Raw genomic sequence first — 18,856 nt, forward strand, 5'->3', positions numbered from 1 at the left:
TTTAGTTCTGATATCTAAAGCATTAGGATGGTGTACCCTATGGTATTTGCATTTTTATTTATATTCGCTATGTACGCGGCAACTAACTATTACATTGCGAGAAAGATTTTTAAATGGTTACAACATATATTTTCACATATAAACGGGATCATATATGGAGTCATCTACAGCTTATGTGCGTTATCAATCATTATTAATTTACTATTGTCTTCTTCAGCTATGACGACCGATTCAAATATTGTTAATTTTATTGGTCAATTCGGGGACTATTGGATGGGTATCTACTTCTATTTGTTCTTGCTTTTGATCCTTTCAGATGTAATCTTACTAATTAGTAAATGGATCAAGGTCCTCCCTTCTCCTATACCAGCACGTGTTATTCTTCATACAAGGTCCATAGTATTAATTCTAGTCATAGGATTGGTGTCCTATGGGATTTATAATGCAAATCATTTAAAAGAAGCCACCTATCCGCTCCAAATACATAAAAACACTTCATTAGATCAGTTAAATATCGTCCTGATCAGCGACTTACATTTAGGCTACGTAAATGATGTAAAGTTTATTGAAGACGTTGTTGATCGTATTAATGGACTACAGCCGGATATAGTGTTGATGACAGGAGATATATTTAATGGTAACTACTATGCGCTCTCTAACCCTTCCAAAGGAATAGAGTTATTAAGTACTATTCAGTCAACCTATGGAGTTTATGCTTGTTTAGGTAACCATGATGCAGGACGCTCATACGATGAGATCGTGAACTTTATAGATAAGAGTAATATCAAACTTCTAAATGATGAGCATGTCGTTATTGATAATCAATTCGTTGTTGTTGGCAGAAGGGATTCATCACCGATTGGTAATCAAGGGAACCCCCGAGCAATTACTTCAGAAGTGATGAGTGACATTGATACAAATTTGCCCGTTATCGTAATGGATCATCAACCAACCAATAGGATTGAATACACAGATGACGTTGATTTGATACTTAGCGGACATACGCATCAAGGACAAGTATTCCCTGCAAATCTGATCACCAATGCTATGTTTACAGTAGATTATGGCCACTATCAGAAGAATTCTAACAGCCCTCACGTCATCGTTACATCTGGTGCAGGGACTTGGGGACCGCCATTACGAATTGGCACGAATAGTGAGATAGCACAAATCAAAGTTGATTTTAAATAGAGGATAATTTTAGACTGATTAAAAAACATGGAAGAATATCCCGATATTATGGATAGAAGAGAATAAATGGAATAAATAAACCGGATAGGGGTGCGTTAATGATGAAGATTCAAAGCTCAACCCAGCTTGATTTAAATGCATACATAAGTTCGAAAAAGCTCGCGGATAAACCGTCCTTAGTCAATGGCACAATACCCGAACTGTCGCATGAGACCGACACTGTGGAAATCAGTTCGGCTTCCAGACAGTTGGCAGCATCGGATATTGTAAATCATTCGGCTACCTATTTCGGAACTGCCCAAATCAACGATTCGCTAACTCGCCTGCTGGCAGATCAACCCTCAGAAGTGAAGGAAGCTGTCTACGGCATCATTCAATCCAACTTCATTACAGACGTAACCGGAGAAGAGGAAAGATCAGCGTTATTAGAATTGGGACTGACTCAAGCGAAGTATGTCGCAGACAATCACATGAAGGATGATAAAGCGGCAGAATTTATGAATACGATCCGTCAGATCGGAGCAATCTCCACGACAAGAACGATAGATCCTGAAACGAAACAAATCCAATACGATACACCGCCGCAAAGACCGGTTGGAGCTCCAGATGATTATATGGATTTAAACTATATGATGAAGAAATTTGAGCCAAAAACGCTGGAAAAGCTACAGGAAGCTGTTGCGAACGGGAAAGACTGGAGTAGCATCTTACTAAGCTTCGCCAAAAATGCAGCAACTCGTAAGGATTGGATACAGGAATACAAAGAGGATTTAACAAAACAAATTGGCAATATCCCCAGTGAGAACAGATTCCAAAATGCTTCCACTGCCAGCCTGAGTGGGTTTGTGGGAGATATCAAGGATATGATTACCCAAGCAGGATTTAAGAATAGTGGATTTCTAACCGACAATATAGAAGCTTTTATGCGTACATTGGGAAAGACGCTCTAGAGCATCGACCACATTAATGAGAAAATCCACCACCGTATGCGGTGGTGGATTTCTATGTCTGCCTATCCAACTGTAATATCAGCAAGCACCCTCATCGACTAATCATGCCGGATCTCCGTGTTAGTCCGAATACCTTCGAGACGTGCTCTTGGATCAGGCGTTATTCTTTCCCTCTTTCTTCTATTTATCGAATACAAAACAAATAATAATATAAACCATAAAGGCGTCAACAATAAGGCCGGACGAGTTTCATCAGCAAATAGCATAATTATGAGTATGATTGCAAACAAAGCTAGAACAACATAATTCACAAAGGGTGTAAACGGTGCTTTGAATTTTGATTTGGCCTGCAATTCCGGCTTCGTCTTTTTATATCGCAAATGGCAAATTAGAACGACGCCCCAAACCCAGATGAAACAAATGGCACTAATTGTTGTCACGATGCCAAAAGCCGTCTCCGGAATCAGCTTACTCAACAAAGCGCCTACAGATAAGACAAGCGTGGATATGAATAAAGCATTACTTGGTACATGATTTTTATTAAGCTTTGCAAAGTTGGCTGGAGCCTGGTCATTTCTGCTTAGATTGTATAGAATCCGGCTTGTTGAGAACATCCCGCTATTACAAGCGGACGCAGCTGAAGTTAATACAACGAAGTTAATAACCCCCGCGGCAATCGGAATCCCCACTAAACTAAATGTTTTAACAAAAGGACTTTCTGCCGGGTTTAGTTCTGTCCAAGCATTGATGCATAATAAGGCAATAATAGCACCCACGTAGAAAAATAGAATTCGTAAAGGTATTTTATTAATCGCCGATGGGATAGTTTTTTCTGGATTGGAGGTCTCTGCTGCCGATACGCCAACCAATTCCACACCCACAAAAGCAAACACAACCATTTGAAATGAAAGTAGGAACCCTGAAATGCCGTTTGGAAATACTCCCCCATGTGCCCAAATATTACTGAGCGCAACGGTTCCGGTAGTTGTTTTGAATCCAATCACCAGTAAGACTACCCCGATAGCAATCAATGCGAGAATAGTGATTACCTTAATTAAAGCAAACCAAAATTCCAATTCGCCAAAGCTTTTTACCGTTAATAAATTGAGTCCTAATAAAATAATTAAACAAATGACTGCGGGTATCCATTGCGGGATATCAAACCAATATTGTACATAGACCCCAACAGCTATAATATCGGCCATAGCCGTCATGATCCAACAAAACCAATAGGTCCATCCGGTTACAAACGCCGCCCGCGGTCCAAGATAGTCTTCGGCAATGTCTGTAAAAGATTGATAACCTGCTTTAGACAACAGAAGTTCTCCTAATGCCCTCATCACAAAAAAAATAGCGATACCCACGATTAAATAAGCAAAAATGATCGATGGTCCTGCCAGCTGTATAGCTTTACCTGATCCTAAAAATAATCCGGTACCGATGGTTCCACCAATCGCAATGAGCTGAACATGCCGATTCTCTAAATCTCTCTTTAATTCTTGTGCTGCCATTTCAAACTCCCCCTTATGTGAAAAAATGTACAAGTAAAAATGATAACAAAAAAGAGATTGGATACGCTCCAATCTCTTAGGTCTAAGAATAATAAATAAAATACATTCCTTTATTCTGACGATGATCAGAATAACAAATGAATTATCTAGTACTCTTCTGTCCTTTTGCCTGAGATTGTGAACCCTTCGGCGCCGGGGGAATCCCCCACGGTCTCTCCAGAAGCTGCTCCTGCTATAGTGTGATCCATAGCAATCATAGCTTGCGAATTATTTAATTGTTATGCCGCTAACTTCATTTTTAATATTTTTCAATACTAATCATTGTCAAATATTTTGTCAATAACATTAATTACCGCTTTATTTCAACTGCGAAATACGCGAATATCACGCATTGCTTCGGAAACATCGCAACCAACAGATCAAGATTGGCTGATGGTTAATATGAAAAAAGGGCTATCTCATTGTAGAATTCTACTCCTGAGACAGCCCCTTTATGTTTTGAAACACACTCTATTAGTGGCTTGTCAGCCAAGCCGCCAACTCTTCTGTCTGACTCAGAATAGCTATTGGGTCCCAGTAGCCGGAGCGATCGCTTGTCCAAAGAAATACGTGATCATTTTTGACTGCTGGCAGTGCGCCCCAGATCGGGTCGGCTTTAAGTTCATCCAGCTTTTTCGAGTCGGAGGTAAGAATAATATAGTCACCGGCATACTTTGGTAAGACCTCAGCAGAGAATGAAGCCCAGCCCGGATCGGCCATTTCGGCGGCGATATCCGCAGGAGGCTTAAATCCCAATCCATTATAGATTGGTTGTCCACCTTTGCCGAAGTCTGTTCCGACGGCCATCAAGCTGTTTTCAGACCATTCAATAATGGAAAATGTGCTATCTGCAGGCACAACCTTCAATACGCTCTCCTTGGCATTGGCCATACGGCTGTCATAGTCTGCAAGCCAGGTTTTGGCCTTATCTTCTTCACTAAGCAGCTCACCGAAATAACCCACTTCCTCATGTACCGTTTTTAAGGAAGCGTATGGAATAACGACCGTAGGTGCGATTTTTGACATCTGCTCATTTAGCTCAGGATAGAAATCATCCATAATAATCAAATCGGGATTAAGCGACAGAATTTTCTCTACATTTCCATTTCCGTCCCCTATATTCTCAACGTCTTTCAAATACTCCTGAAAATATGGATTTTTAATATGATGTTCGGAGGTTCCGATAGGTGTAATGCCAAGCGCAATTAAGCTGCCGAGATATTCACCTGCAACAATTCTTTTGGGATGAAGGGGGATCTCCACCTCACCGTTAACCGTTTTAACGATTTTGGTCTTCGGCTGCTGTGAGGCAGCATTCTCCGTAGCACCGTTTGTACCACATGCGCTCAGTACCAAAATGAAGCTTAACAGCAATACCGATGCCAGCGTAGGCCTTGAATGTTTAAACATGAATGAATCTCCCTCTTGATCAAAATGATACTGATAATCGTTATCAATATAATCAGTATAGTCAAATGATTCAAGGGCAACAATGGAGGATTCTATGTTTGTGGCAGGACTATCTTCTAGTTTGTTCTTTCTGGAATGCAATTCTCTATAGCTAATCGGGGAAACACCCTTATACTTTTTGAACAGCCTGCCCAAATAACTAGGGTCTTGATAACCGACGCCCACTGCAATTTCCTTCAGCGTAGCATCTGTTTCCAGCAGAAGTGCCACCGCTTTTTCGATGCGCACCTTAATTAAGTAATCAATCGGGCTAAGTCCAGTACGGATTTTGAAGTAGGAAGATAAATGGGTTACGCTATAGTTCAGGATTTCCGATAATGATTCCAGCGTAATGTTATCCGTATAATGTTCATGGATAATGTCGGCAATCCGGGCGGCCAGATCACGCTTAGTCGTATTAACCCCTTGCACCGACATTTGATGAAATAGCTCATACACAAACTGATGGAGTAAAGTGCGAACATGCAACCGCGCAAGCGGCTGCGGCTTCTCCCACTCCTTAAACATCTCGCTCACTATGCGATACAGCGCTACAGAATTGTCAGGCGTCATGCTGTACGAATGATCAAAGGATTTAGCGCCCTCGTATAGCGTAGCAATCTCTAAGGGTAGTGAGGGAGGCATACTCACTTTATAATAAATGCTATAGTAATCCAGCCCCTCGCTGCCTGCGTCAATGTTGAGCACAGTTCCTTTGCCTACATGAAGCACTGTAAAGCGCTGTAAACGGTGAACTTGGCTTCCCAGGTTAACTGTAGCATTACCGTGAATCGACATAAGAAACAGCCTTGAGGGGACGTAATAGGAAGGTATAGATTCGCCAGGTCTAAGGGTCATCCGACGAATATCAACTACTTTGCAATTCGCGTGATTCCATACAGCAATAAGGTCATTGATGTCCATGATTGACTAACACCTTACATGTTTTCGTTTGAAGCCGAGCTGCGATTTATCAACTGCCTTTTGAATATTAATTGAAGCATTCAAAATCTTGCTTTTTGCACTACCGGTATGGACTTCCACCGGGCCAACTTCCTTTGCAATCTCAACCGCTTTATCATGAAGCGGCAGATAGGATACGCCCACAGTGTAGATGAAATTGTTCATTGCGTATTTCGTTCGCTCAGGAGCATCATGAATCGTATTTTTAGCAAGCTCCAACATAGCGGCCAATTTTTCTGCGGAAAATTCACTGTCCGGGCGATTTCCGAGCAGCCAGCAGTAACAGTTCCAGCCCGCCGACATTTTCAGCTCTATCTCACTGGCAATCCATTTATCAGAAACCTCTTGCGCAATATCCGTCTCCGCCAACGTTACTGCCACCACAAAGTCCGATAGCATATAGAAATAAGCGCCATCAATCCACCGCTCAAAATCCGACTCGGTCATTGCTTTAGGCTCCGCGATCACCCCGGCAAAATACATAGCGTCGTAATTTCCCGTAGCATAAAGCTGCTCGGCCAAGGGTTGATTATGTTTTATTTTTCTGAAGATAGGCTTCATCTGGCCTGTGGCCACACCAAAAAGCGGTTCGTGCGCGCCATTGGATAGATATATTTTCTTGGTGCGTTCCTTGCCGAGAGCTTCAAGCTCTTGCATGACCGTTTCTAAATCCATTGTTCGCACTTCCTTTTTAGATTATTGGCTAGGGACTCAAACTTTACTTGAATATATCATAAAAGCTCTTATAAATACCTTCTTTTATACATCAAGGTAATTTGCCCCGCTATGTATTCAGCGCTATATTGGTTGCCATCCTTAATCCACCACATAATAATCCCCAGTAGTGAGGCTGCAATAATATCAACGGAGACTACCTCCTTAGTAAGGTCAATGTTCCTCGCGTTTCTTCGTTTTTCGACAGTACTTTTTAACAGGTTGGTCAAGTGTTTTTTGAAGCCTTTATGCTCAATCAATACAGCAAAAACTTTCCGGTATTCAAAAAAATAATTTAAAAAGGTGACCAGCTGCTCCTGTTCGTTGTTGCTCTTCATTTGTAATAGCGGTTCAACCTTCATGGACAGGTCATCGAAGATTTCATGTACGATCTGGCGCAATAAATCGTTAATATCCTCATAATGCAAATAAAACGTTGCACGATTTAGTTCCGCGCGGTTGGCGATTTTTTGGACGGTCAATTGCGAAATCTCCACATTGTCGGCCAATAATGAAAAAACGGCGTTCTTAAGCATCTTTTTTGAGCGAATAGCTCGTGGGTCAACTCTTTTATGTTCAGTCATTTCATCCCTCTATTATCGTTTAAATGGCCTTTCATCAACTAATTTGCCTATTCTGTCGATTAGTCGACATTTTCAATAAAATTGCAAATAGGAATACTATTTAAATCCTGATATGATTTATTTTATTGACACTATGTCGAAAAAGCAATGAAGAGAGGACTGCAACATGCAAGAAGACATTAAGAAAATAAATAAAGGGATCTTACTAACCATCTTAATCTTTGGTTGTTTCTTATCCACACTCAATCAGACGCTTTTAAATGTCGCCTTAAGTAGTCTGATGGATGTATTTGATGTCACGGCAACAACCGTACAATGGATTTCAACAGGATTTATGCTGATCAACGGGATTTTGATTCCGATTACGGCCTATTTAATGAAACGTTTTACAACACGGCAATTATTTATAAGTGCCATGTCATTTTTATTAATCGGTTCTATAATTTGTGCAGCAGCGCCGAGCTTTAGTCTACTCTTAATCGGACGAATGATCCAAGCTGCCGGTGCTGGCATTATAATGCCGCTCATGATGAGTGTTGTGCTGGCGATCTTCCCCGTTGAAAAACGTGGCAGCGCTATGGGACTGCTTGGACTGGCGATGATATTCGCTCCTGCTATTGGGCCAACGCTGGCGGGATTTGTTGTCGAATACCACTCTTGGCGCTGGTTATTTATCGGGCTTATTCCACTTGTCCTCATTGTTATAGCGTTGGCACTCAAGTATTTAGTGAATGTATCTGAGACGTCTAAGTCGAAGCTTGATGTCATAAGTGTTCTTTTATCAACCGTCGGATTTGGCTTAATTTTATACGGCTTCAGTAGTGCAGGCAGTAAAGGCTGGGATGATGTAATCGTGATCCTGACCTTAGGGATTGGGGTCGTGGTAACAGCCGTATTCTGTCTTCGACAAATCAAATCGGATGATCCGCTGCTAAACCTGTCGGTCTTCAAAAATAAAGTGTTTACGATGACGTCTCTTATTAACGTATTAATCACGATGATGATGTACGCAGATATGATCTTATTGCCTATTTATCTGCAGAATGGCCGCGGGTTTACAGCATTTGATGCAGGACTACTATTGTTGCCGGGCGCACTCGTAAATGCGTTCATGTCACCCGTCACCGGTAAACTATACGACCGTTTCGGTGCGAAGCCGCTGTTCATCATTGGTCTATTGTTTATTATTCCATCTATGTGGGCGGTAACAGATTTATCTGAATCAACTACGTATACGTATCTAATGATTCGTACCATTGGCCTGCGAATTGGATTAAGCTTCATTACTATGCCACTCAATACAGCCGGACTAAATGCGTTGCCCAAACAACTTGGCACTCATGGTACAGCTGTGAACAATACCGTTCGCCAAATTGCCGGGGCCATTGGTACTGCTGTCGTAATTACAATTTATACAGTGCAGGCAACAAGTCATGCAACTACAGTGATGCTGAACAATCCCTCCACTACTCCTGACATTCTTAAATCCCTTACATCAATTCTTGGGGCAAGTGACGCCTACTACTTCATGATGATTTTATCCATTGCCGCATTTGTTATAACCTTATTTATGCCCACGAAAAACAAGCTCATGATTGAAAAGAAAGCAAACCTAGTTAGCAAGGAAGAACCTCAGTTGTAACTAGTAATTGCAGAGTAAATGAAGAAAAGCCATTCCTTAGCGGAGTGGCTTTTGTTATGAATGGCTTGCTTTGGATCATTGGAGCACGTATTCCTACGAGCATCAATATTTCCTTATCCATATCAGTATCCCCCTCTCCATATCAAATGTGTAGACTGTATTATAAAAACGAAAAAATATGTAAACTTTACACATAAGTTAATATACGGTATTTTAATAGTGTTATTAAAAGGAATATTAATCCATAATAAGGATCTGATTCCATTCATGAAATTATCTTTAAAAAAGAGATTGATGCTTGTTGGAACCTTTGTTTCAGTCTTTCTTTTTTCTTTTGTTTCCCAAGCATATGCGACTAATTTAATTGGCTACCCTACAGCTACACAAGCTAAGAATAATTGGTGCTGGGCTGCGACTAGCGTTACCATACTTCAATATTACGGAATCTCTGTAAGCCAATGTTCTTTTTATGATCATGTGAAGGGAACCTCCGGCTGTACAACAGACGAGAGTGAATCTTATGGAACTGTTCAAGAAGGCATTCATGATTATGGTGTCTCCAGTTGGAATCATACAGGAGCACTATCTTACAGCGATGTAAAAAACCAGATTGATAATGTTGGCAGTCCTATATATGTAAGCTGGAAATGGAATAGTGCTACCGGTGGCGGGCACGCAGTAGTTATCTATGGGTACGACACATATAGTGGAAATGATTGGATTCAACACATGAACCCGAGTGGGGGCACAAAAACCTCCATGTTATACACCAACGTTAAAGGTGGCTCCAGCTACGATAGAACCTGGAGATGGGGACTTCATGGCTTCAACAAATATATTTAAGGAGGGCTTCCCATTAAGAAAACGCTGCTGTTAACTGTAACTTCATTCGTTTTATTTCTGACTTTTTTCTCACCTGTATGGGCTCAGACCGTAACTGAAGATGTTGTTTCTTTTGCAAATACAGAAGGATTAACATTGATTAAAGAAGGGCTATCTAAAGATCCTGAAGGGTATGGTTACAACAATGAAGCAGAGATTAGTGAAATTACCGTAGGTCAAGGAATGCAGATTCATTTTATTGATGGCGCTAAGCTTAGGGCGGCTTCCAATAGTCTGATTGAAACGGTCACACCCCAAGACAACTGGGAGTTTCTTATTTTATCGGGCGGAATACCCAAATCTAAAATGATCATTCAAAAGGATTCAAACGGGTCCTATCAAGTTACTAAGTTTGGAGGAAATCCTAATACTTTGGCCTATGCTATTCATTCACTAGAAGCTGAGGGTGAAGTGAGTGAGCCTACACTTATCCGTGAGCGGGACGAATATATAGCTGCCTTCAAGAAAGACAATCAGGAACTAATCATCGCCCCACAACAAGCCTCATCAGCAGAAACAAAAGGACTAAGCAATATTTCGGAGCCTCAAGCACCCGGGCATTTAATTGATGTGTTACAAACGATGCAGAACGATTCTTCCGATGACGAGCAGGATGGGTCGGGAACCATTGCTTCCGCATATTATGCGGACGATAATAATCATCTAACAAGGTCTATCACCATTAGCGCCATTATTGCTCTAGTAGCGGTATTTGTGTTCTGGGCCTATCTCAGAAGACGTAAACAACCTAAATAAATGTAAAAATAAGTAGGCCGCCCTCCTTCATTGGATTGCGGCCTACTTTGATAGATAGTACCTCTAAAAAGCCTCCCTCTCCCCATATGATTAGGACATAAAGGCTGCCAAAGACCTCGTTAGCATAACACCATTTGTAATGGTATCTTGCGGCTAAACATCTCGTCCAGTACCCATGCCCCTTTTATACATTTTTTCTGCTTCAATAGGACTTTCTTTTGCCGTGATATGATACGGAATTACCCGATAAACTTGAACCGGACCGCCAAATACAGCCGATCTATACTTTTCCACATGCTGCTTGGACAAGGGGCGATTATAATAACCCGGTACGTATTTATTGATCAATTCCTGAAGTACGTGTGTGGCTTCATCCAAATCTGAAATCGGTTCTGCTTGTCCAAAAATCATTACGCTCATATAAGCTGTATCCGTTTTGGCTGGTACCGGATCTGTAATAGTTCCGTATTCCTCACATACCGTAAAACATACCTCCGGATTATCACGCATGACCTGATTACGTCTTCCATCTCCAGCCCCATGAATATACAGTTTCCCTTCAGTCCATACATAATTAAGTGGCACAACATAAGGGAGGTTCCCATCAACCAACCCCAGATAACCTAATCTCGTTTGGTGAAGGAACCTTTCAATCTTCTCTTGATCTAGGCATTCCCTGGTCTTGTAACGAACCGAATTCATATCGAATCTCTCCTTTTATTTAAATTGCGGATACCAGCGTTGTTACGGTAGTATATCAATGAATGGATTGCATTAAAATATCCATAATTCGCTGTTTAGAGCAATCCATAATCAGCTTTTTATGATTGGAGTTTCTATTTGGAGGTATGTACGATGATGAAAGTAATTCGTAATGATAAGAGACCGATCTGGCAGCAATTGCTTGATCAAGCGATCCATAATATTACTAGCGGAGTCTGGGCACCAGGAGAACTACTGATTCCTACCCGCGAACTTGCGCACATCGTAGGTGTCTCCCGCTCAACTATACAGATCGTCTATGAGGAATTGTTAAGTCGGGGTTATACAGTTACCTCCCGCCGGGGAGGGACGCGAGTTAGTACATGGAAGCAAGTCGCTATATCAACGAAGGAAATAGAAACAGAGGGCCCCACACCTCCTTCACTCTCCTTGCTAGACTCAGCTGTTGATCAATTACATGACTGGTTCAGAGGTAAAGAGCCGCTAGAAGTGGATATTGATTTCAGTCCCCATGAACCCTATTTGGACGAACAATTCCAAAAAAACTGGCGGCAATCGCTGCTCCAGGCATCCGCTGAAATGGATTTATCAAGCTGGGCTTACGGTAACTGCTACGGGTACACACCATTACGTGAGCAAATACAGCGTTATTTATCACTTGAACGGGGCATACATGTCCAAACCAATCAGATTCTGTTGACCTCAGGAGCTCAGCATAGTATTGACTTAATCGCACAGTCACTTTTAGCTGATGAGGACACTGTCTCAGTAGAAGATCCAGGTTTCCCAGCTGCTTGGATGGCAATGAAATACCGCCGTATGAATGTGGTACCCGTTCCTGTTGATGAGTATGGTCTAGTGGTTGAGCATATTCACCCGCAATCCAAACTGGTCTTTGCCACCCCTTCCCACCAGTGCGCAGTAGGGGTCGTTATGTCGGAGCCCCGCCGGCAACAATTGCTGCATAAGGCCGTTCAAGAACGATTTTGGATCATTGAAGACGATTATGATAGTGAATTTCGATATCGCGGGGAGCCGCTGCCAACGCTGTTTAGTCAGGCATCTAATAATACTTTGTATCTCATGAGTTTCTCTAAAATGATTGCACCAGGCATTCGTATTTCGGCTATTATTGGATCAGTCGAGGCAATTGCTCAGCTAGCAAAGGTGCAGGAGCTGACTTACCGTCATCTTCCGATTATGGATCAGCTAACACTAACCCACTTCATTAAAAATGGTCATTTTATGCGCCATATGCGAAGAGTCAGAAATGTGTACCGGCGAAGACACGAGGTCATGGCAAAAGCTATTATGGCTAGCGGTTTAGGGGAGCGCTTCACGCTCAGTGGAGTAGAAACTGGATTACATATGTTATTAGAAGCTGAGGAAACATTCGACGAGGAAGCTGTGACAAAGTTAGCCCTACAACATGGAATACGTGTGTACCCTCTTGGGCCCTATTGTTTGGATAGCAAAAGAAAAGGATGGGTATTAGGGTTTGCAAAAGTAAATGAGGCAGCGATTGAGCAGGGTATTCATCGTCTTGCGGAGCTGATCCTATAAAATCATCTCCGCAGCACTCACAAAATTTGTTGAACAGTCCATAGACTATTTTAGATTTATGAAACCCTTGCTTCCGTGTATTACCCGGACGATAATAATCACCTAACAAGGTCTATCACCATTAGCGCCATTATTGCTCTAGCAGCGGTATTTGTGATCTGGGCCTATCTCAGAAGACGTAAGCAACCTAAGTAAATGTAAAAAGAAATAGGCCGCTCTTTTCATGGAGTGCGGCCTATTTTTCTCTCATCTACGGCTCCCGAGAAATATTCAAACACTGCACTCTAATACTATTAAAAACTTACCAAGAAACTACTAAAAGGCATGTTGATTACTACTTCCGGAGACTATTTTTTATATGAAGAAATCAATCCTGGATTGGCTCAAACAGGCAATGTAGTATTTGAAATCCCAGAAGATATGACTGGCTTTCTTTTGAATGTCCAAACTGGGTTCTGGGGAACCGAACAAGGACAGATTGAATTGAAATAATACTATATGGATCGTAAACCACCCAACTGGATATTTAAAAATCAATGAAAAAGGCACTACCTTGAGGCAGTACCTTTTGCATTGTTAAGTGAAGAGATCTCCAATTTAGGGGGGGTTAATACTCCACATCGACCCAATCAGGTCGTACATTACATAGCTTTTTCAGCCAGATCGCGAACTAAATTTCTCATCCACTTACGGGAGTAAATCCGGGCGTAGCCGAAACCAAAGCGGACAACCTCCTCCAGCGAGATGACGAGATACACAAGGTAGACAGGTTGCTTCCAAATGTATGACAGCAACAGCCCGGATGGGACACCTATCAGCCACGTTGCGGTAGACTCCATGCCGAATACGAACTTGCTGTCTCCTCCGCTGTTTAGAATACCGCCGGCTATAATCATATTGGATACTTTGACCCAAAGAAATCCAGCAAACACGATAACGATATACATGCTCATTTGCTTAGCATCCTCGGAGATATTGAACGCAGAGACATACAGCTTCGAGCCTGCCGCAATGATAACCCCGACAATCAGAGAGATAATGATGCCTAGGCGAATGAACCTTTTCGCATGATCGAGTGCGATATCAGATTCATTCGCACCCAAACGGTTGCCAACCATTACCCCTGCTGCACTAGCCAGACCCGATAATAAACCGATGCAAAGACCCTGAAGTGGGAAGGTAATGGTCATTGCAGTCATTTCCATCGTCCCCATACGGCTATAAATGACCGCATATGCCGTTTCACCCAATACCCAAATCAATTCAGTCAGTAGCAGCGGATAGGTCGTTCCAAAAAACTTGCGAATGAGCGGTTTAGGAACGATGAATAAGTTCTTTAACCCGACAGCTCCCGGTAAACGATACCGGTACACGGCACCAATGATCAACAAGCATTCGAAGACCCTAGAGATAAGAGTAGCAATGGCAGCGCCCTTCAGACCAAGCGCAGGAGCACCGAAATGACCGTAAATAAGTACGTAATTCAGTATAATATTCAATCCAACTGCAATTAGACTTACATACATCGGCCATTTGGCATGGCCAGTACTGCGTAAAATCGCGGAATACATCATCGTGAGCATGACAGGTACAAAACCGATCGACATTATCTGGAGAAAAATATAACCCTCATCTATTACATTCACGTCTGTAGTGAACAGGCTCAGAAAGAGCGGCGAATCGATGAAGACAGCCGCAGAGAACAGGAATGAGAACGCAAAGCCGGTGATCAGTCCGAGACCCAGTACTTGAGAGACGCTTTTGGAATCTTTATTTCCCCAAAACTGGGCTGCATATATGGATACACCCGTCGATAAACCGGCCAAGACAACCGCGATGATCCCGTATATTTTGGTCGACATCCCCACCGAGGCAATTGCCACATCTCCCAGCTGCCCAACCATCAATTGATCCGTCAAATTAAGCAATGCCATCAGCAAGCTTTGAAGCGTAACGGGCACAGCGATTTTATACACACTTTTGTAGAAATCTTCTTTCTCTGACATGTATCGTTCACAACCCCCATATTCTCGATTTTTCCAGAACTTATAGCCATTCGCAGTCTATGACTTAGTGTGAGGTTAGATCACCTTTTTGTAGCGCATGAGCGTGTAGTTATCTTTTGGTTGAATCTCTACAACCTTGAACTTTTTCGCAAAGTTCAATTGCTGATACCCGTCTCCATCCACTAAAGTAATGTTTGTGGAGCCGCCTATGATGATTGGAAGCTGCATTAGTATAATCTCATCGACGATATCCTGATTGAAAATATGCCAGTTTAAGAATCCACCGCCTTCGACCATCAGACTGGTAATCCCATAGTTCTCCTCCAACTGACGTTCAAGCTCTACAAAATCTACTTTATCCTCGCCGCAGATAAGGCACTCCTTCCCTCTTTGCCGGATCTGTTTGATTTTTTCTTCATCCCGTCCTTTCTCGGTCGTGACAATAATCGTCTTCCCTTGGTCCGAGAGTACATTGCAATCTAGCGGAATATCCAAGGTAGTTGTCGGAATGATACGAATTGGATTTTTATTTTCCTCATACCGATTAGTAAGGAAGGGATTGTCCGTCAAAATTGTATTTTTGCCGACCATAATTCCCTGCACCTTCCCCCGGAATAGATGAATAAATTCCATATCCTCACTGGAAAACAAAGAAAAAAGCTCTTTACTCGAATTACCAGCGCCCATAGTGAGCTTTCCATCAATAGAAATTTGGCTGAATATCGTTGTTTTCATTTGGCTCTCCCCATCTCTTATTAGCTTTTAAATGCGCCCCAAGAGGCTTGAATAGTCTGTTCTATTTTGTTCAATGCTTGTTCAGGATTGCTCAAGGGCAGCTCGATAAGACCCGCATTTAACGCCTCCCATACATGGATCATGAAGGGATAAGTCGGCATCGGCCGTGAGTGATCTAGAAGCGATAAAATCATCTTTTTGTTAGGCGCAGCAGAGGCAGCTAGACGGTTCAGTACCTCTTCATGAGCCGGAATCCGCTGTACACCCAGCGTCCACATCGTTTGGCATTCGTCACTCAGCATAAAGCGCGTGAATGATAAAATATCTTCCCGCTCCTCGGACGTTAATGAATGATTAGGGTAGATCAGGCCAATAGAAGAAGACATGGATAACGATTGCCGCCCTTCGATGCTCGGAAGCTGGCAAACCGCAAGCCTATTGTTCATATGCTTATCTAGATGGTTATAAATCCACTCGCCACAAATAATGGCGCCGATCTTACCGTCAATGAACTGCTCAAGCAGTCCTGTCGAGCCGTCGAGACTAACGAGCACGCCTTGATCCATCTTGTCGCTAATAAACTGAAGTGCCTGCTTCATTTCAGAGGTGACGATATTCGGCTTTCCATTCTGTACAGGCCAGCCGCCGAAAGCTGTAAGGAACGGAATAAACCAATAGCCTTGCTGTAAGTCTGCTCCAATCGGTACGATACCTTGGGCGGATAACCTTTCTGCTGCCTCTTCGAACACGTCCCATGTCGTCGGCGCACTAGGGTAAATCGACGGGTTGTAATACACAACCAGATGATTGCCCCGCAATACCGGGATACCATACTGAACACCATTCATTTGCATCGTTGAAAGAGCACCCTCAGTCAGCGTATCGCCAAATAGCCCGCCCGGCACTTCGGAGTAAAGACCGTTCTCAACATAGGAGGACATGTCGGCAGGAACCATCGCCAGATGTGGACCTTGCTGGGTGTCCTTAATTTGGTTCAGGCGCGCAGTCAGCTCCGTAATATTCATGACTTGTGGCGTAATTTGTACCCCAAAGCGCTCAGTATACAGCTTACAAATTCCCTCCAGCACCTCAATCGAGGTATCTCCCGGACCATCAAACTCATGCCATACCACGACTTCCTTATTGTTCTTTTCCATTGCAGCCTCTCTCCCTTACCTAAATTGTCTATGACTGTTTACGAGCACTAAAGCCTGATTAGGCGCAAGCAGCAAGCAATCGAACGCCTGACCTACGCTGCTACCCGTTAAGGAACTATCCAGTGTTACCGTCATTGGGCATCGTCCAGGTACGGCAACCTTCAAATCAACTTGGCAGAAAGCAGCAGCACTCAAGTTAAAGCAGCACAGCAGCGTTTCATCTCCATGCATATACCCATACAGAACAATACCTTCCGGGGATTGAGCCACAAAAAAGTTTTCCGGCTTCACTAGGTGGCGCCAATCTCTCTTGAGTTCACTTAGCTCCGCCAACAGCGGCAGCATCGGTGTAGGATTGGTCCAATTAATTTGCATGACGTTAAAAAAAGCTCGGGAAATCTCCTCTCCGTTCGTGTTGTCTCCAAGACCACAGTTGAGCGGCTGCTCCTCATTCATTTCATACCCCGTCGTCACGTATGGAATTGCGTTCGGAAGAAATTGATTAAATACCGCAATCATCCGAGCAACCTCAACACCGCCACGGCTGGTGATCCGAGGAGTATCTGCTGTTTCTGCACAGGCAAACACATGAATATTCAACTCAGGCAGCTCTTCTAAGAATGAAACGAGATTGTCTTTAGTAATTTGTGTCATGACGTTCCATCCACTGCCAAGCATAATGTTATAGCCGGTGTTTGCTGCCTTCTTGTGGTTGCGATTGAACAAATCTTCGCTGATTAAGATCGCATTTGGATTCATCTCTTTAATCGTGTCAAAAATACGAGTCAACAACGGAATAGGAAGCACGTGTCCGATGTCGATGCGGAAGCCGTCAATCCCATATTTTTCGAGATTAACCCGTACTGCCTCCTCCAGAACATCCCACAGCTCCAGATTCGGCTGCTCTCCCGGGTAGTCATTACATTTAATCGTATCAAAAAGGACATATGGCGCCTGATCCGGACTTATAAGATGTCTCACTTGCGGAGAGAAATCCTTGTAGAGGCGTAAGAACGTAATGTCTGTCCAAATCGGCTGCACATCATTTATCCAATCCGAATGCGCTGGAGCAGTCGTTATCCCCATCTCTTGCTCCACCAAAGTTAATAGCTCATCTCCAGTTTTAGCAGCTTTCTCCTTTAAGTGCTGCCAAAGGATTGGATGGAGTTCATTGGGCGGTGGCGTGAACTTCCGCAGAAATACTGCTGTCTCCTGGCTGCGGTAGACCGTCTCCAATTTGTCCGGCGTACACTCCTCAAAAAATCCAAGCTGGGGAATCGCGGGCGGCGCAAAGCCTTCTAATTCGTCCATTTTGATCCAATACACCCATTCAGGATGCTCGGTAATGAACACACTGTTTTTCGCCGTCACACGGGGAATGAAATCAACAACAGTCTTAATATCAAGTAAATGACAAGCCTCTACCAAAGCGCTGAGCTCATCGTGGATCGTAAACTCCTCCATATCATCCAATAGGCTATCGTGCAGGTTCTCGTCCAAATGGAATAACGATTGCACTGCGTAAGGGGACCCAATATCCCCCTTCAGATTCAACTTGCTGTACTGGTTAACTGGAAGCATGTACAGAATATTGATGCCCATTTTCTTTAGCAGAGGCAGAAGAATAAAGAATCTTAAAAAAGTACCCGATTCAATTTTTCCGTCATGGTTATAATCCCAAGCCGTAGAATAGCGAATAAGCGAAGAATAGATCGCGCTATCGTCCAGATTTATGCGTTCCTTAAGCAGATATCTCCACGAAAGCCTGTCCACATAATTCAAATGATCAGTCAAAAAATCATACGGGTGTACACAAATTTCACCCTCTTTTTCTAAGAGAACACGTTCATATTGGCACTCATTCCACACTGCGGGTATCCAAATTGGCTCTACCTCTTTGGCCTTTTGTGTAGACAAGTAATCTTGAATTAATCTGAATTTGCTATCATTGCTCATCAACAGTGCCACCTCTCATTGATTGTAGTCTTACG

16 protein-coding genes and 1 riboswitch are annotated in these 18,856 nt (G+C 42.9%); of the genes, 7 read left to right on the forward strand and 9 right to left on the reverse strand.

Annotated features, from left to right (window positions below; translation table 11 throughout):
* Positions 1-39 precede the first annotated feature (39 nt).
* Complete coding sequence (locus tag MHI32_RS30000) at positions 40-1,191, forward strand: metallophosphoesterase (protein WP_339170539.1); 1,152 nt, start codon at positions 40-42, stop codon at positions 1,189-1,191.
* 98 nt (positions 1,192-1,289) lie between these two features.
* Positions 1,290-2,141 (forward strand): hypothetical protein, encoded by an 852-nt coding sequence (locus MHI32_RS30005; protein WP_339170541.1) that lies wholly within the window; start codon positions 1,290-1,292, stop codon positions 2,139-2,141.
* A 98-nt stretch (positions 2,142-2,239) separates the two neighbouring features.
* Here the strand turns inward: MHI32_RS30005 and MHI32_RS30010 are convergent, their stop codons facing one another.
* The 4 genes from MHI32_RS30010 to MHI32_RS30025 all read right to left on the reverse strand — a co-directional run bounded on the left by MHI32_RS30010 (position 2,240) and on the right by MHI32_RS30025 (position 7,401).
* The gene (locus MHI32_RS30010; protein WP_076191542.1) at positions 2,240-3,652 is read right to left on the reverse strand and encodes an amino acid permease; all 1,413 of its coding nucleotides are present in this window, start codon (positions 3,650-3,652) and stop codon (positions 2,240-2,242) included.
* Between the two features lie 147 nt (positions 3,653-3,799).
* Positions 3,800-3,882, reverse strand: a riboswitch (glycine riboswitch).
* Between the two features lie 283 nt (positions 3,883-4,165).
* Entirely contained in the window at positions 4,166-6,064 is a 1,899-nt protein-coding gene (locus MHI32_RS30015; protein WP_076191540.1) for an ABC transporter substrate-binding protein, read from the reverse strand.
* Between the two features lie 6 nt (positions 6,065-6,070).
* A complete protein-coding gene (locus tag MHI32_RS30020) occupies positions 6,071-6,778 on the reverse strand; it encodes a DNA alkylation repair protein (RefSeq protein WP_076191538.1) in 708 nt (235 codons plus the stop codon).
* Between the two features lie 68 nt (positions 6,779-6,846).
* Complete coding sequence (locus MHI32_RS30025; RefSeq protein ID WP_076124245.1) at positions 6,847-7,401, reverse strand: TetR-like C-terminal domain-containing protein; 555 nt, start codon at positions 7,399-7,401, stop codon at positions 6,847-6,849.
* A 166-nt stretch (positions 7,402-7,567) separates the two neighbouring features.
* Here MHI32_RS30025 and MHI32_RS30030 point away from each other — a divergent pair, with 166 nt between their 5' ends.
* The 3 genes from MHI32_RS30030 to MHI32_RS30040 all read left to right on the forward strand — a co-directional run bounded on the left by MHI32_RS30030 (position 7,568) and on the right by MHI32_RS30040 (position 10,681).
* Positions 7,568-9,043 (forward strand): DHA2 family efflux MFS transporter permease subunit, encoded by a 1,476-nt coding sequence (locus MHI32_RS30030; protein WP_076124247.1) that lies wholly within the window; start codon positions 7,568-7,570, stop codon positions 9,041-9,043.
* A 267-nt stretch (positions 9,044-9,310) separates the two neighbouring features.
* On the forward strand, positions 9,311-9,886 hold the full coding sequence (locus tag MHI32_RS30035; protein ID WP_076124249.1) for a C39 family peptidase: 576 nt from the start codon (positions 9,311-9,313) through the stop codon (positions 9,884-9,886).
* Positions 9,887-10,021: 135 nt separating this feature from the next.
* On the forward strand, positions 10,022-10,681 hold the full coding sequence (locus tag MHI32_RS30040; protein ID WP_340011645.1) for a hypothetical protein: 660 nt from the start codon (positions 10,022-10,024) through the stop codon (positions 10,679-10,681).
* Positions 10,682-10,834: 153 nt separating this feature from the next.
* On the opposite strand, the gene MHI32_RS30045 is transcribed toward MHI32_RS30040, so the two are convergent.
* Positions 10,835-11,383: a pyridoxamine 5'-phosphate oxidase family protein gene (locus MHI32_RS30045; RefSeq protein WP_036682364.1), complete on the reverse strand. Its 549-nt coding sequence runs from the start codon at positions 11,381-11,383 to the stop codon at positions 10,835-10,837.
* Between the two features lie 153 nt (positions 11,384-11,536).
* Here MHI32_RS30045 and MHI32_RS30050 point away from each other — a divergent pair, with 153 nt between their 5' ends.
* Complete coding sequence (locus MHI32_RS30050) at positions 11,537-12,967, forward strand: PLP-dependent aminotransferase family protein (RefSeq protein ID WP_076191533.1); 1,431 nt, start codon at positions 11,537-11,539, stop codon at positions 12,965-12,967.
* Between the two features lie 324 nt (positions 12,968-13,291).
* Complete coding sequence (locus MHI32_RS30055; protein WP_340011646.1) at positions 13,292-13,459, forward strand: DUF4352 domain-containing protein; 168 nt, start codon at positions 13,292-13,294, stop codon at positions 13,457-13,459.
* 149 nt (positions 13,460-13,608) lie between these two features.
* Here the strand turns inward: MHI32_RS30055 and MHI32_RS30060 are convergent, their stop codons facing one another.
* The 4 genes from MHI32_RS30060 to MHI32_RS30075 all read right to left on the reverse strand — a co-directional run bounded on the left by MHI32_RS30060 (position 13,609) and on the right by MHI32_RS30075 (position 18,821).
* A complete protein-coding gene (locus MHI32_RS30060; protein ID WP_340011647.1) occupies positions 13,609-14,973 on the reverse strand; it encodes an MATE family efflux transporter in 1,365 nt (454 codons plus the stop codon).
* A gap of 75 nt (positions 14,974-15,048) precedes the next feature.
* Positions 15,049-15,708, reverse strand: coding sequence for a dihydrofolate reductase family protein (locus tag MHI32_RS30065; protein WP_036682374.1), 660 nt, complete (start codon positions 15,706-15,708; stop codon positions 15,049-15,051).
* Between the two features lie 20 nt (positions 15,709-15,728).
* On the reverse strand, positions 15,729-16,865 hold the full coding sequence (locus tag MHI32_RS30070; RefSeq protein WP_076278219.1) for an extracellular solute-binding protein: 1,137 nt from the start codon (positions 16,863-16,865) through the stop codon (positions 15,729-15,731).
* A gap of 15 nt (positions 16,866-16,880) precedes the next feature.
* Positions 16,881-18,821: an alpha-amylase gene (locus tag MHI32_RS30075; protein WP_081387063.1), complete on the reverse strand. Its 1,941-nt coding sequence runs from the start codon at positions 18,819-18,821 to the stop codon at positions 16,881-16,883.
* Positions 18,822-18,856: the final 35 nt, after the last annotated feature.

This window comes from Paenibacillus sp. FSL H7-0690, assembly GCF_037980415.1.
GTDB classification, from domain to species: Bacteria; Bacillota; Bacilli; order Paenibacillales; family Paenibacillaceae; genus Paenibacillus_AQ; species Paenibacillus_AQ odorifer.

Coding starts and splice junctions, on each gene's coding strand:
- MHI32_RS30000 (WP_339170539.1), top strand. CDS start 40: ATGGTATTTGCATTTTTATTTATATTCGCTATGTACGCGGCAACTAAC.
- MHI32_RS30005 (WP_339170541.1), top strand. CDS start 1,290: ATGATGAAGATTCAAAGCTCAACCCAGCTTGATTTAAATGCATACATA.
- MHI32_RS30010 (WP_076191542.1), bottom strand. CDS start 3,652: ATGGCAGCACAAGAATTAAAGAGAGATTTAGAGAATCGGCATGTTCAG.
- MHI32_RS30015 (WP_076191540.1), bottom strand. CDS start 6,064: ATGGACATCAATGACCTTATTGCTGTATGGAATCACGCGAATTGCAAA.
- MHI32_RS30020 (WP_076191538.1), bottom strand. CDS start 6,778: ATGGATTTAGAAACGGTCATGCAAGAGCTTGAAGCTCTCGGCAAGGAA.
- MHI32_RS30025 (WP_076124245.1), bottom strand. CDS start 7,401: ATGACTGAACATAAAAGAGTTGACCCACGAGCTATTCGCTCAAAAAAG.
- MHI32_RS30030 (WP_076124247.1), top strand. CDS start 7,568: ATGCAAGAAGACATTAAGAAAATAAATAAAGGGATCTTACTAACCATC.
- MHI32_RS30035 (WP_076124249.1), top strand. CDS start 9,311: ATGAAATTATCTTTAAAAAAGAGATTGATGCTTGTTGGAACCTTTGTT.
- MHI32_RS30045 (WP_036682364.1), bottom strand. CDS start 11,383: ATGAATTCGGTTCGTTACAAGACCAGGGAATGCCTAGATCAAGAGAAG.
- MHI32_RS30050 (WP_076191533.1), top strand. CDS start 11,537: ATGATGAAAGTAATTCGTAATGATAAGAGACCGATCTGGCAGCAATTG.
- MHI32_RS30055 (WP_340011646.1), top strand. CDS start 13,292: ATGTTGATTACTACTTCCGGAGACTATTTTTTATATGAAGAAATCAAT.
- MHI32_RS30060 (WP_340011647.1), bottom strand. CDS start 14,973: ATGTCAGAGAAAGAAGATTTCTACAAAAGTGTGTATAAAATCGCTGTG.
- MHI32_RS30065 (WP_036682374.1), bottom strand. CDS start 15,708: ATGAAAACAACGATATTCAGCCAAATTTCTATTGATGGAAAGCTCACT.
- MHI32_RS30070 (WP_076278219.1), bottom strand. CDS start 16,865: ATGGAAAAGAACAATAAGGAAGTCGTGGTATGGCATGAGTTTGATGGT.
- MHI32_RS30075 (WP_081387063.1), bottom strand. CDS start 18,821: ATGAGCAATGATAGCAAATTCAGATTAATTCAAGATTACTTGTCTACA.